The sequence below is a fragment of the Marinimicrobium locisalis genome, assembly GCF_039822625.1.
Taxonomy (GTDB): domain Bacteria; phylum Pseudomonadota; class Gammaproteobacteria; order Pseudomonadales; family Cellvibrionaceae; genus Marinimicrobium; species Marinimicrobium locisalis.
Window position 1 is genome coordinate 50,991 of record NZ_JBDLLG010000022.1, and the last position, 18,355, is coordinate 69,345.

An 18,355-nucleotide genomic window follows, 5' to 3' on the forward strand; every position below is an offset into this window, starting at 1 on the left:
GAGCTAACAGATAAATGTCAGAAGTAACCCCAATAATGTTAACGGCAATCATTCTGACAGCCGCTGGCTTCGCAATTAATATTCCGGCCTTGTTAATGTGGTACGTTCTTCACAAACTACTCTCTCCGCGCCTGGACCCAATATTGCTTAGGGAGCCTTACTTTAATCGTGCGGAACAAATTAATTACCGGTTCTTCCCGCTGTACCTGGTCAAGGCCATCAACTATATCTACTTGGTAGCATGGCCCACCATGGCCAAGAAGCGCCGCTTCAAAGGCCTTGAAACGCCCTTGCCTATTAGCAGGGGCTTGCGAGCCACTTGTATCTTTCAGGTTTCCCTGATGATATTTGGAGTGCTGGTGGGAATTATTTGGGTTCTATTCCTGGCGTTTGCGTAACCAATCAGAACCTCTACGTTTTAATAACGCCACTGTGAATGGCCTATGGAAGACACCCAGCCACTTGTACTCGTCGGGTTTATCCTCACGCTAATCATATTCGCGATCGGTGCAATCTATTACCCTGTACTGTATATCCTTCACCGGCTGCTATCCTCACGACTGGACCCAATTCTGTTTAAGGCTCCCTACTTTAATCGTGCGGAACAGATCAACTACCGGTTCTTCCCCCTGTATCTGGTCAAGGCCATCAACTATATTTATTTGGTTGCCTGGCCTACCATGGCAAAAAAACGACGCTTCAAAGGCCTTGAAACGCCCCTGCCCATCGGCAAGGGTTTGCGGGCCACCTGTATCATTCAGTTTTCCCTAATGATCATCGGAACTTTGGCTGGAATTGCATGGTTCTCGTTGCCGCTTATCACTTTCCTTTAGTTGCAGGCTCTGTTGGCTCAGAGCCTCTGGCGAGGTGCTTGGCGCGATTGTGGGCGGCCTTTCCACCTGGCAACAAGCTTGATAAAGGCCCTCCGCTAGGAAGCGTTCTTTAGTATGGTGCCCACTAATTGGTCTGGAACAAATTAGGACGGCAACGCCGGTCCGAAGGACCGAGGCGCAGGGAAGCGCCGAGTCAACGCCGGACCTCGGTCCGGACTGGCACACATAAAAAAAGGCCCTCCGCAAGGAGAGCCTTCTTTAATATGGTGCCCAAGGCCGGACTTGAACCGGCACGGCTTGCGCCACTACCCCCTCAAGATAGCGTGTCTACCAATTCCACCACTTGGGCATTAAACGGGGTCAATCTAACTGTTTCTTTCTTTGCGTAGTCCGTGCCACATTTCCGACACGCTACGCGTGGTCGCTCCCGGCATCCTGCCTCCCGCGACACTAGCACATCCATGTGCGTCGTCTACCCATTCCGCCACTTGAGCATTAAACGGGTTAATCTAACTACTTGTCGAACTCACTTAGTTTGAAGACTCCGGTGCTTCGGGGACTTCTTCCGCCGGGGCGGTTGAACTACCTTCTACTTCCGGGACTTCGGATTCTTCCGCGGCCGGGGCCCGCTGCTCTACCGCCGAGGGGATGTCCGCGTCGCCTGCAACGCCGGCTTTGTTTTTGGCGATGATGGCCAAACCAAAACTGGTGGCGAAGAATACGACGGCGAAGATCGCAGTCATGCGGGTAAAGAAGCTGCCGCCGCCCTGGCTGCCGAATACGGTTTGCGAGGCGCCGGAACCGAAGGAGGCGCCAGCGACCGCGCCCTTGCCCTGCTGAAGCAGGATGAGGGCAATAATGGCCAGGGCTGTCAGTACATGTACCGCGAGAACGAGGTTTTCCATGGTATTTCTCTTCTCTCTAAGCAATAACGCTCCGTGAGCGTTTCAAAGCCACCGCGTTAACCGGCAGCTTTGCAAATGGCGACAAAGTCGTCGGCGTTCAGTGAAGCGCCGCCGAGTAAGGCTCCGTCAATATCCGGCAGGGCGAACAGTTGTTCGGCGTTGCCCGGCTTGACGCTGCCTCCGTACAAAATTTGTGTCTGTGGCCCTAACTTGCCCAGCTCGGCGCGAATGAAGCGATGCACTTCTTCCGCTTGCTCGGGGCTGGCCACTTTTCCGGTGCCTACCGCCCATACGGGCTCGTAGGCAACCACGGCGTTCTCAAAGGCCTGAAGCCCGACACGCTCGATGACGACCCCCAACTGGCGGCCGATGGTTTCGAGCGCTTGGCCGGCGTCCCGCTCTTGTTCGGACTCTCCCACACAAAGGATGGGTATCAGTCCGGCCTGAAGGGCAGCGTGAAACTTATCCGCCACGCGGGCTTCTGTTTCGCCTTCCAAACGGCGCCGCTCGTTGTGACCGACGATCACGTAGCGGCATCCCAAGTCATCCAACATCGCCCCGGAAATCTCTCCGGTAAAGGCGCCGGCGTCGTGTTCGTTGACGCTCTGGGCCCCCAGCTCAATCACGCTGTTTTTCAGTGCGTGAGCCGCTTGGCTGAGGTAAACAAACGGGGGGCACAGGGCCGCGTCCACGCCGTCTACGCCCTGCCACTGGGCGGTGATGCCATCCAGCAACTCGGCGTTCGTTGCCAGGTTACCGTTCATTTTCCAGTTGCCGACGACCAAACGCCGGCGTGTTTTACTCTCGTTCAAGGGGTCCCCCTTAAAGCGGGCGCCAATGTTAGCGAAGTTGGGGAGAACATACAATCCCAAATCGCTCCCGGCCCCGCATTTCTCTCAGCTGGTCGGTTGGTGGACTTTGGTTTAGCCCTCTCACGGGCGTTTTATGCCCGTGTTTTCCATCAGTGTAGCTCAGCGGGCCGTGGCAGGCTCCCGCTGGCAACCGATCTAATTGAGGGCTTTTTCCACGGCGGCGGCCAGCTCCTGACACAGCTCCTTAACCCTGACCTTGTCTTCCCCTTCTACCATTACCCGAACCACGGGCTCGGTGCCGGAAGGACGCAGGAGCACTCGACCGCTGCCGGCCAGCTGTGCCTCGACATCGGCAATGGCCGCCTGGATGGCGGCGTCCTCGTCCAAGTTGATCTGGCGGGAGCGGCGTACGTTGATCATGGTTTGCGGCATTTTATACATGCCTTTTTTGATGTTGTGCAGCGAGTCGCCCATGGTAGTGAGCGCTAACAATACCTGTAGGGCAGAGATAATGCCGTCCCCAGTGGTGGTGACATTGCTGCACACAATATGGCCGGAGGATTCACCCCCGAGCGTCCACCCCTTCTCGCGCATCATTTCGATGACGTAGCGGTCCCCAACCTTGGCGCGCCCGAACGGAACACCAATTTTCTTGAGAGCCAGCTCCATGCCGAAGTTGCTCATCAGAGTGCCGGCCACCCCGTCGCAGCCGCCGCTGTAGCGTTGCTGGTAATCGGCGATGATGTAGAGCAGCTCGTCGCCGTCGACGATCTCGCCCCGGTGGTCCACGAACATGACCCGGTCGCCATCGCCGTCGAAGGCAATACCCAGGTGCGCCCCCAACTCCATCACCTTCTCTTTGACCATTTCGGTCTTGGTGGAGCCGCAGCCACGGTTAATGTTAGTGCCGTTGGGGTCCGCCGCCACGGGAATGACCTTGGCGCCGAGCTCGCTAAAGACGCTGGGGGCGATGTGGTAGGTGGCGCCGTTGGCACAGTCCACCACTATCTGCAGCCCCTGGAGACTGAAACCCCAGGGCATGGTGCCCTTGCAGAATTCGATATACCGGCCGGAGGCGTCTTCAATCCGGCGGGCTTTGCCCAGGCGATCAGCGGTGGTCATGGGCTGCTGGAGCTGCTCTTCGATGGCGAGCTCCACATCGTCCGGGAGTTTGGTGCCGTTACCGCTGAAAAATTTGATGCCGTTGTCGCCGTAGGCGTTGTGGGAGGCGCTGATCACAATGCCGGCCTGGGCCTGAAAAGTCCGGGTCAGGTAGGCGATGCCGGGAGTGGGCATGGGCCCCAGAAGCCCGACATCGACGCCGGCGTTAATAAGCCCGGCCTGGAGGGCCGACTCGAACATGTAGCCGGAGATACGGGTGTCTTTGCCGATCAGGATCATATTGGGGCCAGAGAAACGGTCCACCAACACTCGGCCGGCGGCCCAGCCCAGCTTCAACATAAAGTCCGGGGTAATGGGCGCTTCGCCCACCTCGCCGCGGATACCATCGGTTCCGAAATATTGTCGCGCCATAAGGTTCCTTGCTCCCCTTAAAGTGTTATTCGTTAATCTTACGCCTCGGCCAGGGCGGCCTGTACGGCCAGAACATCGCGAGTTGCCGCGACATCGTGTACCCGAATGACGGCGGCGCCGCGCTGAATCGAGGCCAGTGCCAGCGCCAGACTACCGGGCAGTCGCTCATTGACCTCTCGGCCCAACAACTTACCCAACATGGACTTGCGGGATAGCCCCACCAAGACGGGGAAACCCAGGGCCCGGAACTCGTCCAGCCGGCGCAAAAGGGCCAGGTTGTGCTCCAACGTTTTTCCGAAGCCAAAGCCCGGATCCAGCAGAATACGCTCGGCGGTAATGCCCGCAGTTTGGCAGGCTTCAACCCGGGTGGTCAGGAAGGACTTCACATCTTCCACGGGGTCATCATAGCGGGGGTGGGCCTGCATGGTTTCGGGCGTGCCTTGCATGTGCATCAGACAGACCGGTAAACCGGTAGCCGCGGCCGCCTCCAGGGCGCCTTCTTTCTGCAGCGCCCGCACATCGTTAATCAAACCGGCGCCGGCCTTGGCCGTCTCCCGAATGACCGTCGGGTTGCTGGTATCCACGGACACCAGGGCGCCCAGCTCGTTCACCAGCGCCTGGACCACGGGTACGACTCTGTCGAGCTCTTCCGCCTCGCTCACCGGCGTGGAGCCCGGGCGGGTGGATTCGCCGCCGACGTCGATTATCTCAGCGCCTTCAGCCAGCATCTGCCGAGCCCGCTCTAGGGCCAAATCCAATGCCAGGCGTCCGTCGCGGTAGTAGCTACCCCCGTCGGAGAACGAGTCGGGCGTGGTATTTAGAATGCCCATGATCCGGGGCTGGGACAGGTCCAGTGTGTGACGGCCAAAACGCATGGGCTGAGGTGTCGGCAACAAAGCTACGGTTCCAAACTATCGGCTGGTTTGAGGGGGCGGGAACACAAATCCCCGGCAAGCGTCCTCAATGGTTCATCAAGGGCGCTTGGCCGGGGATTATAACAGACCGCTTAGTGGTCTTCGGCGGGGCCACCGATGGGGCCGGACTTTTTGTCATCAGCACCCTTGTCGGAGGATTTGCCGTCGGCGGACTCACCGCCACCACCTTGACCGCGGAGGTGACCATTGAAGTCGTCGTCATGCCAGTCTCTCGGAGGACGGACTTTGCGACGGTTCATCAGGTCGTCCACCTGCTCGGAGTCGATGGTTTCGTACTCCATCAGGGCGTCCTTCATGGCCTGCAGAATGTCGCGGTTATCGTGCAGAATCTGCTCGGCCCGCTTGTAGCATTCATCAATAATACGGCGCGTTTCCTGGTCAATCATCTTCGAGGTTTCCCCCGAGTAGTTGACCGAGCCGGTGCCCGGCATTACGCCTTCGTCTTCCCCATAATGCAGCGGCCCCAGCTTTTCGGAGAGCCCCCATTTGGTGACCATGTTGCGCGCCAGCTCGGTGGCCCGCTCGATGTCGTTGGACGCACCGGTGGTAATGCCTTCCGACCCGAGGGTCATGTCCTCGGCGATCCGGCCGCCGAACAGGGTACAAATGCTGGATTCGATCGCCCGCCGGCTCATGCTGTACTTGTCGCCTTCGGGCAGGAACTGGGTCACACCCAATGCCCGGCCACGAGGAATAATGGTGACCTTATGGATCGGGTCATGCTCTGGCACGATTTTGCCCACAATGGCGTGGCCCGCCTCGTGATAGGCCGTATTTTCTTTTTCCTGCTCGCTCATCACCATGGAGCGGCGTTCCGCGCCCATCATGATTTTGTCCCGGGCCTTTTCAAACTCTTCCATGGTCACCAGGCGCTTATTGCCGCGAGCGGCAAACAGAGCGGCTTCGTTAACCAGGTTGGCCAAGTCCGCGCCGGAGAAGCCGGGAGTACCCCGGGCGATGGTGAGGGCCTCGACGCTCTCGTCGATGGGCACCTTGCGCATGTGGACTTTCAGCACCTGCTCCCGGCCCCGGATGTCGGGCAAGCCAACCACCACCTGACGGTCAAAGCGGCCGGGTCGCAGCAAGGCCTTATCCAGCACATCCGGGCGGTTGGTGGCGGCGATCACAATGACGCCTTCATTGCCTTCAAAGCCGTCCATTTCCACCAACAGCTGGTTGAGCGTTTGCTCACGTTCGTCATGGCCACCGCCATGGCCGCCGCCGCGATGGCGGCCCACGGCGTCAATTTCATCAATAAAGATGATGCAAGGCGCCTGCTTTTTCGCCTGATCGAACATATCGCGCACGCGCGAGGCGCCCACGCCGACAAACATTTCCACGAAATCGGAGCCGGAGATGGAGAAAAATGGCACTTTCGCCTCCCCCGCGATCGCCTTGGCGAGCAGGGTTTTACCGGTACCCGGAGGGCCGGCCATAAGCACGCCGCGCGGAATCTGGCCGCCCAGGCGCTGGAATTTGGAGGGGTCTTTCAGGTACTCCACCAGTTCCTGCACCTCTTCCTTGGCTTCGTCCACGCCGGCCACGTCGGAAAAGGTGGTTTTAACTTGGTCTTCCCCCAAAAGCTTGGCCTTGCTTTTGCCAAAGCTCATAGGGCCACTTTTACCCCCCATGCCGCCTTGCATTTGGCGCATAAAGAACAGAAAGACCGCGATGATGATGAGGATCGGGAAACTGGCCACCAGCAATTGATGCCAAAGGCTCGGGCGCTCCGGCTCTTTGTTGTAGACGGTGACGTTGTTGTTCAGCAGGTCGTTCATTAGCTGCTGATCGCCGATCTGCGGCAGGGTGGTCCGGAACTCGCTCCCGTCAGAGTAGGTACCGCGGGCGGTGAGCCCCTGAAGCGTGACCTCGCGCACACGGTCGTTCTGCACCGCCTGAACAAAGTCCGAATAGCTGAGGGGCTCGCTGGTGGTCGACTGGTTGAACCCCTGGAAGACCGTGAACAGCACGGCGGCGATGATCAACCAGAGGATGAGATTTTTGGTCATGTCGTTCAAGGAGGTACCCTCGTTTTTCACTGCAATTCGGTGACAGTATAGTGCCCAAAGGCACCTTCATACCAATAAAGACGCCCTATCAGGGCATAAATCAGCCTTTATAACCCCGGGCCACCAGGTAAACCTCCCGGGAGCGGGCGCGGGAGGCGTCGGGCTTGCGCACTGCCACCTTGGCAAAAGCGTTGCGCGTGTCTCGCAACAAGGGGTCAAACCCCTCGCCATGAAACACTTTGGCAACAAAATGCCCGCCAGGTTTCAATACCTGGTGGGCCATATCCAGGGCCAGTTCCACCAGATACATGGCGGCAGGCTGGTCCACAGCGTTCATACCACTCATGTTGGGGGCCATGTCGGAGATTACAAGGTCGGCCCGGGCCTCGCCCAACGTTGCAAGAAGCTGCTCCAACACGGCCTCTTCGGTAAAGTCGCCCTGGATAAAATCGACCCCGGCGATGGCATCCATGGGGAGGATGTCCGAGGCCAGCACCCGGCCGCGCTCTCCGACCTTTTCCGCCGCCACCTGGGACCAGCCTCCGGGCGCCGCGCCCAGATCCACCACGGTCATGCCCGGTTTAAGGAGTTTGTCCTTTTTGTCCAGCTCCACCAGTTTGTAGCTGGCCCGGGAGCGGTAGCCGTCCTTTTGGGACTGCTTTACGTAGGGGTCGTTGAAGTGTTCGTCCAACCAGCGGTTGCTGCTTTTCGATCTGGCCATGATGGTTCCGGCGGAGATGGGTTACAATGACGGGCTTTTTCCACCCGAACGATTTGAAGGTATTGTCATGCCGCTGAGCGCCGACCGCAAGAAACAGTTCCGAGCCCTGGGACACAACCTAAAGCCTATTGTCACCCTGGGCGACAACGGCTTGAGTGACGGGGTGCGCGCCGAGCTCAACCGCGCGCTGGATGACCACGAGCTGATCAAGGTCAAGATCGCGGTGGGCGAGCGCGAGGACCGCAAAATCCTGCTCGATGAGCTGGCGGCCCTGCCCGGGGTGGAGCTGGTTCAGCAGGTGGGCAAGATTGCGCTGCTGTATCGGGCGAATCCGAAGCCCAACCCGAAGTTGTCGAATTTGTTGCGGTAGAGCGGAGCGGGTTCATTGGGGCAAGGATGGTAGGTGGCGGGCGCTCCGCGCCCTTACCTACCCTACGTCCACGCGCCGTGCCCGTTCGCGTGTTAAATGTGCTCTACTTTGTCGATTTCGTATTCGACTTCGCCGCCTGGGGTTTTCACCATGGCGATGTCTCCTTCTTCCTTGCCGATCAGGGCACGGGCTATGGGTGAGTTGACGGAAATCTTGTTGTTCTTCACGTCGGACTCGTCATCGCCCACGATCTTGTAGCGCACTTCCTGGTCGGTTTCCGTGTTGACGATGGTCACGGTAGTGCCAAAGATCACTTTGCCCGAAGGCTCAATGGCCTTCACGTCGATGATCTGGGCGTTGCTTAGCTTACCTTCAATCTCCTGGATGCGGCCCTCGCAGAAGCTCTGCTGTTCGCGCGCCGCATGGTATTCGGCGTTTTCCTTCAGGTCCCCGTGCTCGCGCGCCTCGGCGATGGCCTGGGTAATGCGCGGGCGCTGAACCTTTTTTAAATCATCCAACTCGTGGCGCAGGGCTTCCGCGCCTTCCACTGTCATCGGTACCTTGTTCATGCACCAATCCTCCCGTGCAGCTCCTGCAAGCGCCGCACTTCTGTAAATTGACCAAAACGCAGTGCCATGCACACCGCCTCACCGGCGGCCAGGGTCGTAGTATAGTAGACCCGGTGATTTTCAGCACTGCGACGAATAGAGGCGGAGTCGCGTGTCGCTTGCCGCCCTTCGGTGGTATTGACGATCAGGTTGATCTGGTCGTTCTTGATCATATCCACGATGTGGGGGCGCCCTTCGACGACCTTGTTCACCACATCAACGGTCAGGCCGGCCTCCTTGAGGACCGCGGCCGTGCCACGGGTGGCCACCAGTTTGAAACCAAGGCTGTGCAGCTCTTTGCCAACCACCACCACGCCGGGCTTGTCCACGTCCCGCACACTGATAAAGGCGGTGCCGCTGGTGGGCAGCTTGCTGCCCGCGCCAAGCTGGGACTTGGCGAACGCCTCGCCAAAGGTATCTCCCACCCCCATCACCTCGCCGGTGGACTTCATTTCCGGCCCGAGGATGGGATCTACAGCGGGGAACTTGTTGAAGGGGAAAACCGCTTCTTTCACGCTGTAGTAATCCGGCACAATTTCCTTGGTGAACCCCTGATCTTTCAAGCTAATGCCCGCTTGGCAGCGCGCTGCCACCTTCGCCAGGGACACGCCAATGCACTTGGAGACGAACGGCACGGTGCGAGAAGCGCGCGGGTTCACCTCGATCACGTAGATAACCCCGTCCTGGTAGGCCAGTTGAGTGTTCATCAGCCCGACCACGCCCAACTCTAGCGCCATGGCCTTGATCTGCTCGCGCATTTCGTCCTGCACCTCGTGGGGCAGCGAGTACGGCGGCAGGGAGCAGGCGGAGTCACCGGAGTGAACCCCACACTGTTCGATGTGCTGCATGATGCCGCCGATCACCACATCCTGGCCGTCGCAGACCGCATCCACGTCTACCTCGATGGCCGAGCTGAGGAAGTGATCGAGCAACACCGGTGCGTCTTCGGACACCTCGACCGCCGTGGTCATGTAACCGCGTAGCTCTTCTTCTTTATACACGATTTCCATGGCCCGGCCGCCCAGCACGTAGGAGGGACGCACCACCAGCGGATACCCCACTTCCTTGGCCGCAATCAGCGCTTCTTCAAAGGAGCGGACAATAGCGTTGGGCGGCTGCTTCAGGTTGAGCTTTTGAATCATGCCCTGGAAGCGCTCGCGGTCTTCCGCCCGGTCGATGGCATCCGGGGTGGTGCCGATAATGGGCACGCCCTCGGCTTCCAGTGCCCGGGCGAGTTTCAGCGGCGTCTGCCCACCAAACTGCACAATCACGCCCTTGGGTTTTTCCGTGTGGACAATCTCCAGCACATCTTCCAGCGTTACCGGCTCGAAAAACAGCCGGTCGGAGGTGTCGTAATCGGTGGAGACGGTCTCCGGGTTACAGTTGACCATGATGGTCTCGTAACCTTCATCGCGCATGGCGAAGGCCGCGTGCACGCAGCAGTAGTCAAATTCAATGCCCTGCCCGATGCGGTTGGGACCGCCGCCAATCACCAGAATCTTTTGCTTATCGCTCGGGTGGGCTTCGCACTCCTCCTCGTAGGTGGAGTACATGTACGCGGTGGAAGTGGCGAATTCCGCCGCGCAGGTGTCCACCCGTTTGTAGGCCGGGCGAATGTTCAGTTCGTGCCGGCGGCTGCGCACGGCCTGTTCGCTGGTATGCAACAGCAGCGACAATCGCTTGTCGGAAAAACCCTTGCGCTTCAAGCGGAACAGCAGGTCGGCGTCCAGGTTCTGCACGGCCTTGCCTTCCAGGGCTTGCTCGGAGTCGATCAGGTCTTTGACCTGCACCAGGAACCAGGGGTCGATTTTGGACAGCTCGAATGCTTCTTCTACACTCATGCCCGTGCGGAACGCATCCCCCAGGTACCACAGACGCTCCGCGCCCGGGGTACTCAGCTCGCGCCGCAGGCGAGAGAGCGTATCGCTATCCTGCAGATCCACCTTGGACTCAAAGCCCGATGAGCCCACTTCCAGCCCGCGCATGGCTTTTTGCAGAGACTCCTGGAAGGTTCGGCCGATGGCCATCACCTCGCCCACAGACTTCATCTGGGTGGTCAGGCGGGCATCCGCATCCCCAAACTTTTCGAAGGTGAAACGCGGAATCTTGGTTACCACGTAATCGATGGAGGGCTCGAACGAGGCCGGCGTGGCACCGCCGGTAATTTCGTTTTGCAGCTCATCGAGGGTGTAGCCCACGGCCAGCTTGGCGGCGACTTTAGCGATCGGGAAGCCGGTGGCTTTGGAGGCCAGGGCGGAGGAGCGGGACACCCGCGGGTTCATCTCGATCACCACCATGCGCCCGTCATCGGGGTTTACCGCGAACTGTACGTTGGAGCCGCCGGTTTCCACCCCGATTTCACGCAGCACCGCCAACGAGGCGTTGCGCATGATTTGGTATTCCTTGTCGGTCAGGGTTTGAGCCGGGGCCACGGTGATGGAGTCACCGGTATGTACGCCCATGGGGTCGAAGTTTTCGATGGCGCAAATGATGATGCAGTTATCGTTCTTGTCCCGAACGACCTCCATCTCGTATTCCTTCCAGCCCAGCAGGGACTCGTCAATCAACAGCTCGTTGACGGGCGAGAGCTCGATACCGCGCTGGCAGATTTCTTCAAACTCTTCCCAGTTGTAAGCGATCCCGCCGCCGGAGCCGCCCATGGTAAAGGAGGGGCGAATAATGCAGGGAAAGCCAAACTGCTTGGGCATTTCCATCGCCTCTTCCATGGAGTGGACGATTTTGGCGTTGGCGCACTCCAAGCCGATGCGCTTCATGGCCTGGTCGAACAGGTCGCGGTCCTCAGCCATGTTAATGGCCGCTTCATTGGCGCCGATCAGCTCCACGCCGTACTTCTCCAGCACGCCGTGCTTGGCCAGGTCCAGGGCACAGTTCAGCGCGGTCTGACCACCCATGGTGGGCAGCACCACATCCGGGTTTTCCTTCTCAATGATCTTCTCCACCGTCTGCCACTCGATGGGCTCAATGTAGGTGGCATCGGCCATGGCCGGGTCGGTCATGATAGTAGCCGGATTGGAGTTCACCAGAATTACCCGGTAGCCCTCCTCGCGCAGGGCCTTACAGGCCTGGGCACCGGAGTAGTCAAACTCACAGGCCTGGCCGATCACGATGGGGCCCGCGCCCAGGATCAGAATGCTGTTAATGTCGGTACGTTTTGGCATCTCAGTCTCGCTCTGCGAATCGGTTCAAAGGGTTCTCGGTGCCTCTATCGGTGCCTGAGCGCTGGGCTCAGCGCGCCCCGTTCACCGTTTCGCGTCTTTCATTAAATCAATAAAGTGGTCAAACAACCCGTCGGCATCGTGAGGGCCTGGGCTGGCTTCCGGGTGGCCCTGGAAGCTAAAGGCGGGCTTGTCCGTGCGGTGGATGCCCTGCAGCGAGCCGTCAAAGAGCGAGCGGTGCGTCGCTTTCAGGTTATCCGGCAGAGTGGCTTCATCGGCGGCGAAACCGTGGTTCTGAGCGGTGATCATCACCCGCCCGGTTTCCAGGTCCTGCACCGGGTGGTTGGCGCCGTGGTGGCCGAACTTCATTTTCAGGGTTTTGGCGCCGGAGGCCAGAGCCAGTAGCTGGTGGCCCAGGCAGATACCGAAGACGGGAAGGTCGGTATCCACGATTTCCTTAATCGCCTCAATGGCGTAGGTGCAGGGCTCCGGGTCGCCGGGGCCATTGGCCAGGAACACGCCGTCCGGCTTCATCGCCAACACCTCGCGGGCCGGCGTCTGGGCCGGGACCACCGTAATGTCGCAGCCGCGGTCGACGAGCATGCGCAGGATATTGCGCTTTACGCCATAGTCGAACGCCACCACTTTGTAGGGGCGCTCGCCAGTTGGGGTGACGTGGCCTTTACCCAGTTGCCAGGTGCCCTCGTTCCACTTATAGGACGCCTTAACACTGACCTCCTTCGCCAGGTCCATGCCCTTGAGGCCGGCAAAAGCCTTGGCTTCCGCCAGGGCTTTGTCCTCGTCGATCTCGCCGGCCATCAAGCAGCCGTTCTGGGCGCCCTTGTCCCGCAGGATACGGGTCAGCCGGCGGGTGTCGATATCGGCAATACCGATGATGTTCTGCGACTTCAGCCACTCCGGCAGGCTCTGCTCACTGCGGAAGTTGCTCGCCAGCAGCGGCAGGTCCCGGATGACCAGACCGGCGGCCCAGCTCTTCTCACACTCCGAGTCCTCGGAGGTGGTGCCGGTATTGCCGATGTGAGGGTAAGTCAGAGTGACGATCTGCCGCGCGTAGGAGGGATCGGTCACGATTTCCTGGTAGCCGGTCATGGAGGTATTGAACACCACCTCGCCCACTGATAGGCCTTCGGCACCAATGGCGGTACCGCGGAAAATACTGCCGTCTTCTAGTACAAGTACAGCGGGTGTGGGAGCCCCAGTAGTCAAGTCAACCTCCTCAAGCATGGTAACAACGGCCGTGTCACCGGGCATTTCACGCCTTTCCACAGGCTCAACGAGGCAGCCGCACAACCCGGAGGGTGCGAAATCAGCGGTATGCTAGACGGACTGCGCGCGAGTGAAAGCCCGGCCGCGGGTGCAAAAAAGCGAGATGACATCGAACACCCCTTGGTAAGGGTTTCTAAGCCCATCTCGCTTTGAGACAATCCTGCTGACCGGCGTTTAGGCCAAGTGTAATTTCGCCGCAATTTTACGCGAGGTGGCGGGTGCTGTCCAATGGAAATGCCGGTTTCCTGATCGCCGACCTCAAACGGTCGCCATTCTGCGCAGCCCAGGCCTGCGCTCCGGGGTACTCAGCTGCTACACTGCCCCTTCAACCCTGATTTTCACAGCGAGAATTGGCCTGCGGGCCTCTGACAATGGCAGCGATTCAATCACAAGCCGGACGTGTCGAGCACCATGACGGTGGCATTCGGGTTACCGGAAACTGGACTCTGGGGCACTACCGCGTCCTCAAGGCCCGCGTTGCCAAATGCGGCCCCATTCCCGCCGAGACCCCGATCGAGCTCGGTACCATCGATGTGGTCGACACCGCCGGCGCCGCTCTGCTGGTAGAGCTGATCGGCGCCGAGCGACTGACACGCGTGGCCGACTGGGCCGACGAGCTGTCGCCCGCTCGGCAGGCTCTGCTGGAAACCATTGCCGAGACCCTCTGCCAGCCCCTCCCCTCCAAACACCCGCGGCCCTCGTCGTTGGCCGCATCGCTGGCCGATCTCGGACGGCGTACGGAAGCCCTTTGGCGCCAACAGAAAATGTTGCTCGGGTTTATCGGCGTGGTGATGGTGACGCTGGTAAAGAACCTGCCCAAACCACACCGCTGGCGCATTACTCCGCTGTGCGCCCACCTCCAGCAAACCGGCCTGGAGGCGGTACCTATTGTGGCGCTGCTGACGTTCCTGGTGGGGGCGGTGGTTGCGTTTCTGGGGGCCACCGTACTGGAAGAGTTCGGGGCTACCATCTACACCGTGAACTTGGTGGCCTATTCTTTTCTGCGCGAGTTTGGAGTGCTGCTCGCCGCCATTTTGCTCGCCGGGCGCACCGCCAGCGCCTTTGCCGCCGAGCTCGGCTCCATGAAAGCCAACGAAGAAATAGACGCCATACAGGCCCTGGGGCTCAACCCGGTGGAGCTGCTGGTCTTACCGCGAGTGGTCGCCATGATGATCGCCCTCCCCATACTGGCGTTTGTCGGCATGCTCAGCGGCATTTTCGGGGGTATGCTGGTCTGCTACTTCACTCTGGACATATCGATGTTGCAGTTCGTGACCATTCTGCAGAACGACATTCCCGAGCACCACTTCCTGGTGGGCATCAGCAAAGCGCCCTTTTTCGCCTTTGTGATCGCCGTGATTGGCTGCGTGGAGGGCTTCAAAGTCACCGGCAGTGCCGAGTCCGTGGGTGAGCACACCACCTCAAGCGTGGTTCAGTCCATCTTTATGGTCATTTTGCTCAACGCCGTCGCGGCGCTGTTTTTCATGGAGATGGGCTGGTGAGTCGCTCCCACGTAAATAGTGATGGCCCCCTGATCACCATTCGGGGGCTGACCAACCGCTTTGGTTCGGTCAGCGTCCATGAGCAGCTGGATCTGGATATTCTTCAGGGTGAAATTCTCGGCGTTGTGGGCGGCTCGGGCACCGGCAAGTCGGTGCTGCTGCGCAGCATCATCGGCTTGCACAAACCCCAGGCCGGGCGCATCGAAGTGGTCGAACGCAACCTGCAACAGCCCGGCGCGCCAACCGAGACCACCCTGGCCTGCCCATTTGGTGTTCTGTTTCAGCAGGGCGCGCTGTTCAGCTCGCTGAACCTGCAGGAGAACGTCGCTCTGCCCCTGATTGAACAGGCGCGCCTGAAGCGCCGGGACGCGGAGTATCTGGCCCGGGTGAAACTGGCGCTGGCCGGGCTCCCCAAGGAGGCCGCCCGCAAATACCCCAGGGAGCTGTCGGGAGGCATGATCAAGCGCGCCGCCCTGGCCCGCGCTCTGGCGCTTGACCCGGAAATCCTGTTTCTCGATGAGCCCACCGCCGGGCTGGACCCGATTGGCGCCGCCGCCTTTGACGAGTTGATTGTCACCCTGCGCAACGCCCTGGGGCTGACCGTGTTCCTCATTACCCACGATTTGGATACTCTGTATACTGCCTGTGACCGCGTGGCGGTGTTGGCGCAGCAGCGCGTACTGGTGGCCGATCGTCTGCCGGTGGTGGCCAACCACGACGACCCCTGGATTCACGACTACTTTCATGGCCCTCGCGGCCGCGCTGCCCAGACTGCGGCCCAGCCCCATCAGGAGAGCTGATATGGAACCCAGAGCCCATCACGTATTGATCGGTTTGTTTACGGTGCTCGCCATCGGCGCCGCCCTGCTGTTTGCGCTCTGGCTGGGACAGGCCACCTCCGACCGGGACTATCGTTACTACGATATCGGGTTCGACCGCGCGGTCACGGGGCTGGCGGTAGGCAACGCCGTGCTCTATAGCGGCATTGAAGTGGGGGATGTCGTGGGGCTGGACTTCGACCCCGAGAACCCCCGCCGGGTGCTCGCCCTCATCCGGGTGTACCGGGACATCCCCATCACCGAGGACACCACTGCCAGCCTGGCGCTGGCCAACATTACCGGACAGATGAGCATTCAGTTGCGCGGCGGCGACCCGGGCAGCCCGCGACTCCAAAGCAACCGGGAAAACCCTGCCCTGATTCAGGCCGAGCCCTCGCCATTGAGCGACCTGCTGGCCAATGGCGAGACCATCATCACCAACATCAACCGGCTGTTGGAAAACGCCAACCGGCTGCTCTCGGACGAGAATACGGCGAACCTGACCCGAGTGATTCACAACCTGAAAGCCACCACCGACACTCTGGCAGAGCAACGGGGCGAGATCACCGACGGGCTGGCGCAATTCAACCGGCTAATGACCGAAGCCAGCCAACTGACCGTGCGTATGAACACTCTGGTGGACCACCAGGGACGCGAGACCCTGGAGCGCGCCAACCGCACCCTCGCCACCCTGGAGCAACTGGTGAACGACAATCGGGGCTCACTGGAGCAGGGGCTGCGCGGCATCAATGACCTGGGCCCAGCCCTGCGCGAGCTGCGCAGCACTCTGGATTCACTGCAACAATTGTCGCGCCACCTGGAGGAGGACCCCTCGGACCTGCTGTTCGGGCGCGATGCCATTGAGGAGTTCAACCCGTGATACGCCTACGCTTGCCGCCCCGTTTCAGCCTTGCCGGACTCCTGGGCGCCACTTTGTGGGTGGCCGCCTGCAGCCCCTTTCCGAGCCAGGAGCAGACCGCCGTCTATGAATTGAGCCCCGCCACCTCGGTCGCCTCCGTCGAAACGCTGCCGCTGACTTTGCGCCTGGACACCCCCAGCGCCAACGGCCCCCTCAACAGCACCCGAATTCTGGTCAAGCCCGAGGCCTCCAAAATCAATGTCTTCCCGGACGGGCGCTGGAGTGACAACGCCCCGGCCCTGGTGCGCGAGCGCCTGATTGAAACACTGCGCCAGAGCGGGGCCTTTGAAGCGGTGCTCAGCGAACGCAGCAGCGCCCGAACGGACCTGGTTCTGACCAGTGACCTGCGCGCTTTTCACGGCGAATACCGGAACGGTTCGACCGAGGTCGTCATCGCCCTGGAGGCCCAACTGATTCAAAGCGCCTCTCAGCAGGTCGTGGCCACCGAGCGCTTCGACGTACGCCAACCCAGCCGAAGCAACCAACTGGAAGACGTGGTAGACGCCTTCGGACAGGCGGGCAAGACGCTGAGCACCCAAGTAGTTGATTGGAGCCGGAAAGAGGCCGAGTCGCAGAGCGACCCTCGCTAGCCTGAGAAAAGCGGCTGGCTCATTACCCTACTGGTACGATAATCGTAATACCAGACATTCTTGTAGGTTCCGAACGTACGCAACCCACCATGGCACGAATCAAAGCGTGAGGCAGAAACTCCAGACTTTGGAAGCTATTGGGGCGGTCGGACTCATTCAGGTCTCGCCTCTCAGGTATTGGGGGCCAGTAGGTTCATCACCAGACGAACCATTAGACCTTTGGCTTTTGGGTCACTCTCGGCAATCAGCAGGGTCAGCGCAGTCAAACCCATTTCATCCAGAGGCAGTCGCATTCCCTCCTGCCGAAGATAGAGAAGGAAAAGAAAGGCGCCAGAGCGCTTGTTGCCATCAGAGAATGGGTGGTTTTTAATGACAAAGTATAATAGGTGAGCCGCCCGCTCTTCACGGGTCTTGTACAGAGGCTCGTCAAACATGCTTTGCTCGATATTACCGAGTATGGCCGATAGATTATCGCCCCGGTCGCGGGCAAACAGCTCGCTGGCCTCTCTCCTGCTTTTCAGCTCAGCCGCAAGTGCATCCAGTGCCCGCCGCGCCTCTGCATAAGCCAGTACACCCTTGGCCGGGCGGCTGCCCGCCGGCAGGGCCAGCTTGTCTTCGTCATAGTCCAACAACAGGCGCCAAGTGCGGGCGTAGCCCAAAATCAGGCCAACCACCTCGCGACCAATGTCGGTCACCAGTTCTTGCCGGGCCAGGGTCTTGCCCAGTAGATCCACGGCCTGGGTCAGTTCATCCAGGCCCTGCCGAGCAAGGCGGTGCTCATTGACGCTGTAGCCTTGAGTGAGGTGTTCGCGGAGCACACGAGTTGCCCATTGGCGGAAGCGGGTCGCCTGGGTGGAGTTGACGCGATAACCCACGGAAATGATGCTATCAAGATTGTAGTGCTTAAGTTTCCGCCTAACTTCCCTCTGCCCCTCTTTTCGAACTACCGAGAATTCCTCGGTAGTTGCGCCTTCCTCTAACTCATTGTCCTGAAAGACATTTTTTAAGTGAAGGCTGATATTGTCTGTGGTGGTAGCAAATAACTCTGCCATCTGGGACTGCGTCACCCAAAGGGTTTCCGCCTCCAAGCGTACCTCCACATCTTGGCCGTCACCTTCAAAAATCACTATTTCATTCATGGAGCCTCCCTGTGGTTTACCCCGCTAGAATAAGGACTAACCAAGTAAGAATAGCACGAGAAAACTGTATATAAAAACAGCATTAGTTGCCATCCTTCACTGGTTTGACCCCTTTTCATGCCTCCCAGAGGCAAACCAAAAGCGCCCTCAGTAACCGGATTTTCAGCTGGGATAGACCAATAAACCATGCCTCTAACT

The 18,355-nt window shown here is 59.6% G+C and carries 17 protein-coding genes and 1 tRNA gene; 7 read left to right on the plus strand and 11 right to left on the minus strand.

Features of this window, described 5'->3' with window-relative positions:
• Window positions 1–14 precede the first annotated feature (14 nt).
• A complete protein-coding gene (locus AAE514_RS14295) occupies window positions 15–398 on the plus strand; it encodes a hypothetical protein (protein ID WP_347332232.1) in 384 nt (127 codons plus the stop codon).
• Window positions 399–443: 45 nt separating this feature from the next.
• Window positions 444–833 (plus strand): hypothetical protein, encoded by a 390-nt coding sequence (locus AAE514_RS14300; RefSeq protein WP_347332233.1) that lies wholly within the window; start codon window positions 444–446, stop codon window positions 831–833.
• Between the two features lie 264 nt (window positions 834–1,097).
• Here AAE514_RS14300 and AAE514_RS14305 read toward each other — a convergent pair.
• From AAE514_RS14305 to rlmE, 7 genes are all read right to left on the minus strand, one after another.
• Window positions 1,098–1,182 (minus strand) — tRNA-Leu (locus tag AAE514_RS14305).
• 181 nt (window positions 1,183–1,363) lie between these two features.
• On the minus strand, window positions 1,364–1,738 hold the full coding sequence (gene secG, locus AAE514_RS14310; protein WP_347332234.1) for a preprotein translocase subunit SecG: 375 nt from the start codon (window positions 1,736–1,738) through the stop codon (window positions 1,364–1,366).
• A 56-nt stretch (window positions 1,739–1,794) separates the two neighbouring features.
• The gene (gene tpiA / locus AAE514_RS14315) at window positions 1,795–2,550 is read right to left on the minus strand and encodes a triose-phosphate isomerase (protein ID WP_347332235.1); all 756 of its coding nucleotides are present in this window, start codon (window positions 2,548–2,550) and stop codon (window positions 1,795–1,797) included.
• A gap of 195 nt (window positions 2,551–2,745) precedes the next feature.
• A complete protein-coding gene (glmM, locus tag AAE514_RS14320) occupies window positions 2,746–4,083 on the minus strand; it encodes a phosphoglucosamine mutase (RefSeq protein WP_347332236.1) in 1,338 nt (445 codons plus the stop codon).
• 38 nt (window positions 4,084–4,121) lie between these two features.
• Complete coding sequence (gene folP / locus AAE514_RS14325; protein ID WP_347332276.1) at window positions 4,122–4,958, minus strand: dihydropteroate synthase; 837 nt, start codon at window positions 4,956–4,958, stop codon at window positions 4,122–4,124.
• 131 nt (window positions 4,959–5,089) lie between these two features.
• Complete coding sequence (gene ftsH, locus AAE514_RS14330; RefSeq protein ID WP_347332237.1) at window positions 5,090–7,027, minus strand: ATP-dependent zinc metalloprotease FtsH; 1,938 nt, start codon at window positions 7,025–7,027, stop codon at window positions 5,090–5,092.
• Window positions 7,028–7,127: 100 nt separating this feature from the next.
• Window positions 7,128–7,748, minus strand: a complete 621-nt coding sequence (rlmE, locus tag AAE514_RS14335; RefSeq protein ID WP_347332238.1) for a 23S rRNA (uridine(2552)-2'-O)-methyltransferase RlmE — start codon at window positions 7,746–7,748, stop codon at window positions 7,128–7,130.
• 67 nt (window positions 7,749–7,815) lie between these two features.
• Between rlmE and AAE514_RS14340 the strand changes: the two genes are divergently transcribed.
• The gene (locus AAE514_RS14340) at window positions 7,816–8,118 is read left to right on the plus strand and encodes a YhbY family RNA-binding protein (protein WP_347332277.1); all 303 of its coding nucleotides are present in this window, start codon (window positions 7,816–7,818) and stop codon (window positions 8,116–8,118) included.
• A gap of 92 nt (window positions 8,119–8,210) precedes the next feature.
• On the opposite strand, the gene greA is transcribed toward AAE514_RS14340, so the two are convergent.
• From greA to carA, 3 genes are all read right to left on the minus strand, one after another.
• The gene (gene greA, locus AAE514_RS14345) at window positions 8,211–8,687 is read right to left on the minus strand and encodes a transcription elongation factor GreA (protein ID WP_347332239.1); all 477 of its coding nucleotides are present in this window, start codon (window positions 8,685–8,687) and stop codon (window positions 8,211–8,213) included.
• Entirely contained in the window at window positions 8,684–11,905 is a 3,222-nt protein-coding gene (carB, locus tag AAE514_RS14350; protein ID WP_347332240.1) for a carbamoyl-phosphate synthase large subunit, read from the minus strand. Before carB ends, greA begins: the two co-directional genes overlap by 4 nt.
• Window positions 11,906–11,986: 81 nt before the next feature.
• Window positions 11,987–13,147, minus strand: coding sequence for a glutamine-hydrolyzing carbamoyl-phosphate synthase small subunit (gene carA, locus AAE514_RS14355; protein ID WP_347332278.1), 1,161 nt, complete (start codon window positions 13,145–13,147; stop codon window positions 11,987–11,989).
• A 413-nt stretch (window positions 13,148–13,560) separates the two neighbouring features.
• Between carA and AAE514_RS14360 the strand changes: the two genes are divergently transcribed.
• From AAE514_RS14360 to AAE514_RS14375, 4 genes are read left to right on the plus strand one after another with little or no spacing between them, the layout of a single operon-like run.
• Window positions 13,561–14,691 carry an MlaE family ABC transporter permease gene (locus AAE514_RS14360; protein ID WP_347332241.1) on the plus strand — a complete coding sequence of 377 codons (1,131 nt, stop codon included), beginning with the start codon at window positions 13,561–13,563 and terminating at the stop codon, window positions 14,689–14,691.
• A complete protein-coding gene (locus tag AAE514_RS14365) occupies window positions 14,688–15,491 on the plus strand; it encodes an ABC transporter ATP-binding protein (protein WP_347332242.1) in 804 nt (267 codons plus the stop codon). Before AAE514_RS14360 ends, AAE514_RS14365 begins: the two co-directional genes overlap by 4 nt.
• A 1-nt stretch (window position 15,492) precedes the next feature.
• The gene (locus AAE514_RS14370) at window positions 15,493–16,389 is read left to right on the plus strand and encodes an MlaD family protein (protein ID WP_347332243.1); all 897 of its coding nucleotides are present in this window, start codon (window positions 15,493–15,495) and stop codon (window positions 16,387–16,389) included.
• The gene (locus AAE514_RS14375) at window positions 16,386–17,018 is read left to right on the plus strand and encodes an ABC-type transport auxiliary lipoprotein family protein (RefSeq protein ID WP_347332244.1); all 633 of its coding nucleotides are present in this window, start codon (window positions 16,386–16,388) and stop codon (window positions 17,016–17,018) included. Before AAE514_RS14370 ends, AAE514_RS14375 begins: the two co-directional genes overlap by 4 nt.
• Before the next feature lie 170 nt (window positions 17,019–17,188).
• Here AAE514_RS14375 and AAE514_RS14380 read toward each other — a convergent pair whose 3' ends face one another.
• Window positions 17,189–18,157, minus strand: a complete 969-nt coding sequence (locus AAE514_RS14380) for a virulence RhuM family protein/type II toxin-antitoxin system death-on-curing family toxin (RefSeq protein ID WP_347332245.1) — start codon at window positions 18,155–18,157, stop codon at window positions 17,189–17,191.
• Between the last annotated feature and the right edge of the window lie 198 nt (window positions 18,158–18,355).

What these genes read in the sequence shown, in the direction of transcription:
- AAE514_RS14295 (WP_347332232.1), top strand. Translation starts at nt 15, where the DNA reads ATGTCAGAAGTAACCCCAATAATGTTAACGGCAATCATTCTGACAGCC.
- AAE514_RS14300 (WP_347332233.1), top strand. Translation starts at nt 444, where the DNA reads ATGGAAGACACCCAGCCACTTGTACTCGTCGGGTTTATCCTCACGCTA.
- secG (WP_347332234.1), bottom strand. Translation starts at nt 1,738, where the DNA reads ATGGAAAACCTCGTTCTCGCGGTACATGTACTGACAGCCCTGGCCATT.
- glmM (WP_347332236.1), bottom strand. Translation starts at nt 4,083, where the DNA reads ATGGCGCGACAATATTTCGGAACCGATGGTATCCGCGGCGAGGTGGGC.
- folP (WP_347332276.1), bottom strand. Translation starts at nt 4,958, where the DNA reads ATGCGTTTTGGCCGTCACACACTGGACCTGTCCCAGCCCCGGATCATG.
- ftsH (WP_347332237.1), bottom strand. Translation starts at nt 7,027, where the DNA reads ATGACCAAAAATCTCATCCTCTGGTTGATCATCGCCGCCGTGCTGTTC.
- rlmE (WP_347332238.1), bottom strand. Translation starts at nt 7,748, where the DNA reads ATGGCCAGATCGAAAAGCAGCAACCGCTGGTTGGACGAACACTTCAAC.
- AAE514_RS14340 (WP_347332277.1), top strand. Translation starts at nt 7,816, where the DNA reads ATGCCGCTGAGCGCCGACCGCAAGAAACAGTTCCGAGCCCTGGGACAC.
- greA (WP_347332239.1), bottom strand. Translation starts at nt 8,687, where the DNA reads ATGAACAAGGTACCGATGACAGTGGAAGGCGCGGAAGCCCTGCGCCAC.
- carB (WP_347332240.1), bottom strand. Translation starts at nt 11,905, where the DNA reads ATGCCAAAACGTACCGACATTAACAGCATTCTGATCCTGGGCGCGGGC.
- carA (WP_347332278.1), bottom strand. Translation starts at nt 13,147, where the DNA reads ATGCTTGAGGAGGTTGACTTGACTACTGGGGCTCCCACACCCGCTGTA.
- AAE514_RS14360 (WP_347332241.1), top strand. Translation starts at nt 13,561, where the DNA reads ATGGCAGCGATTCAATCACAAGCCGGACGTGTCGAGCACCATGACGGT.
- AAE514_RS14370 (WP_347332243.1), top strand. Translation starts at nt 15,493, where the DNA reads ATGGAACCCAGAGCCCATCACGTATTGATCGGTTTGTTTACGGTGCTC.
- AAE514_RS14380 (WP_347332245.1), bottom strand. Translation starts at nt 18,157, where the DNA reads ATGAATGAAATAGTGATTTTTGAAGGTGACGGCCAAGATGTGGAGGTA.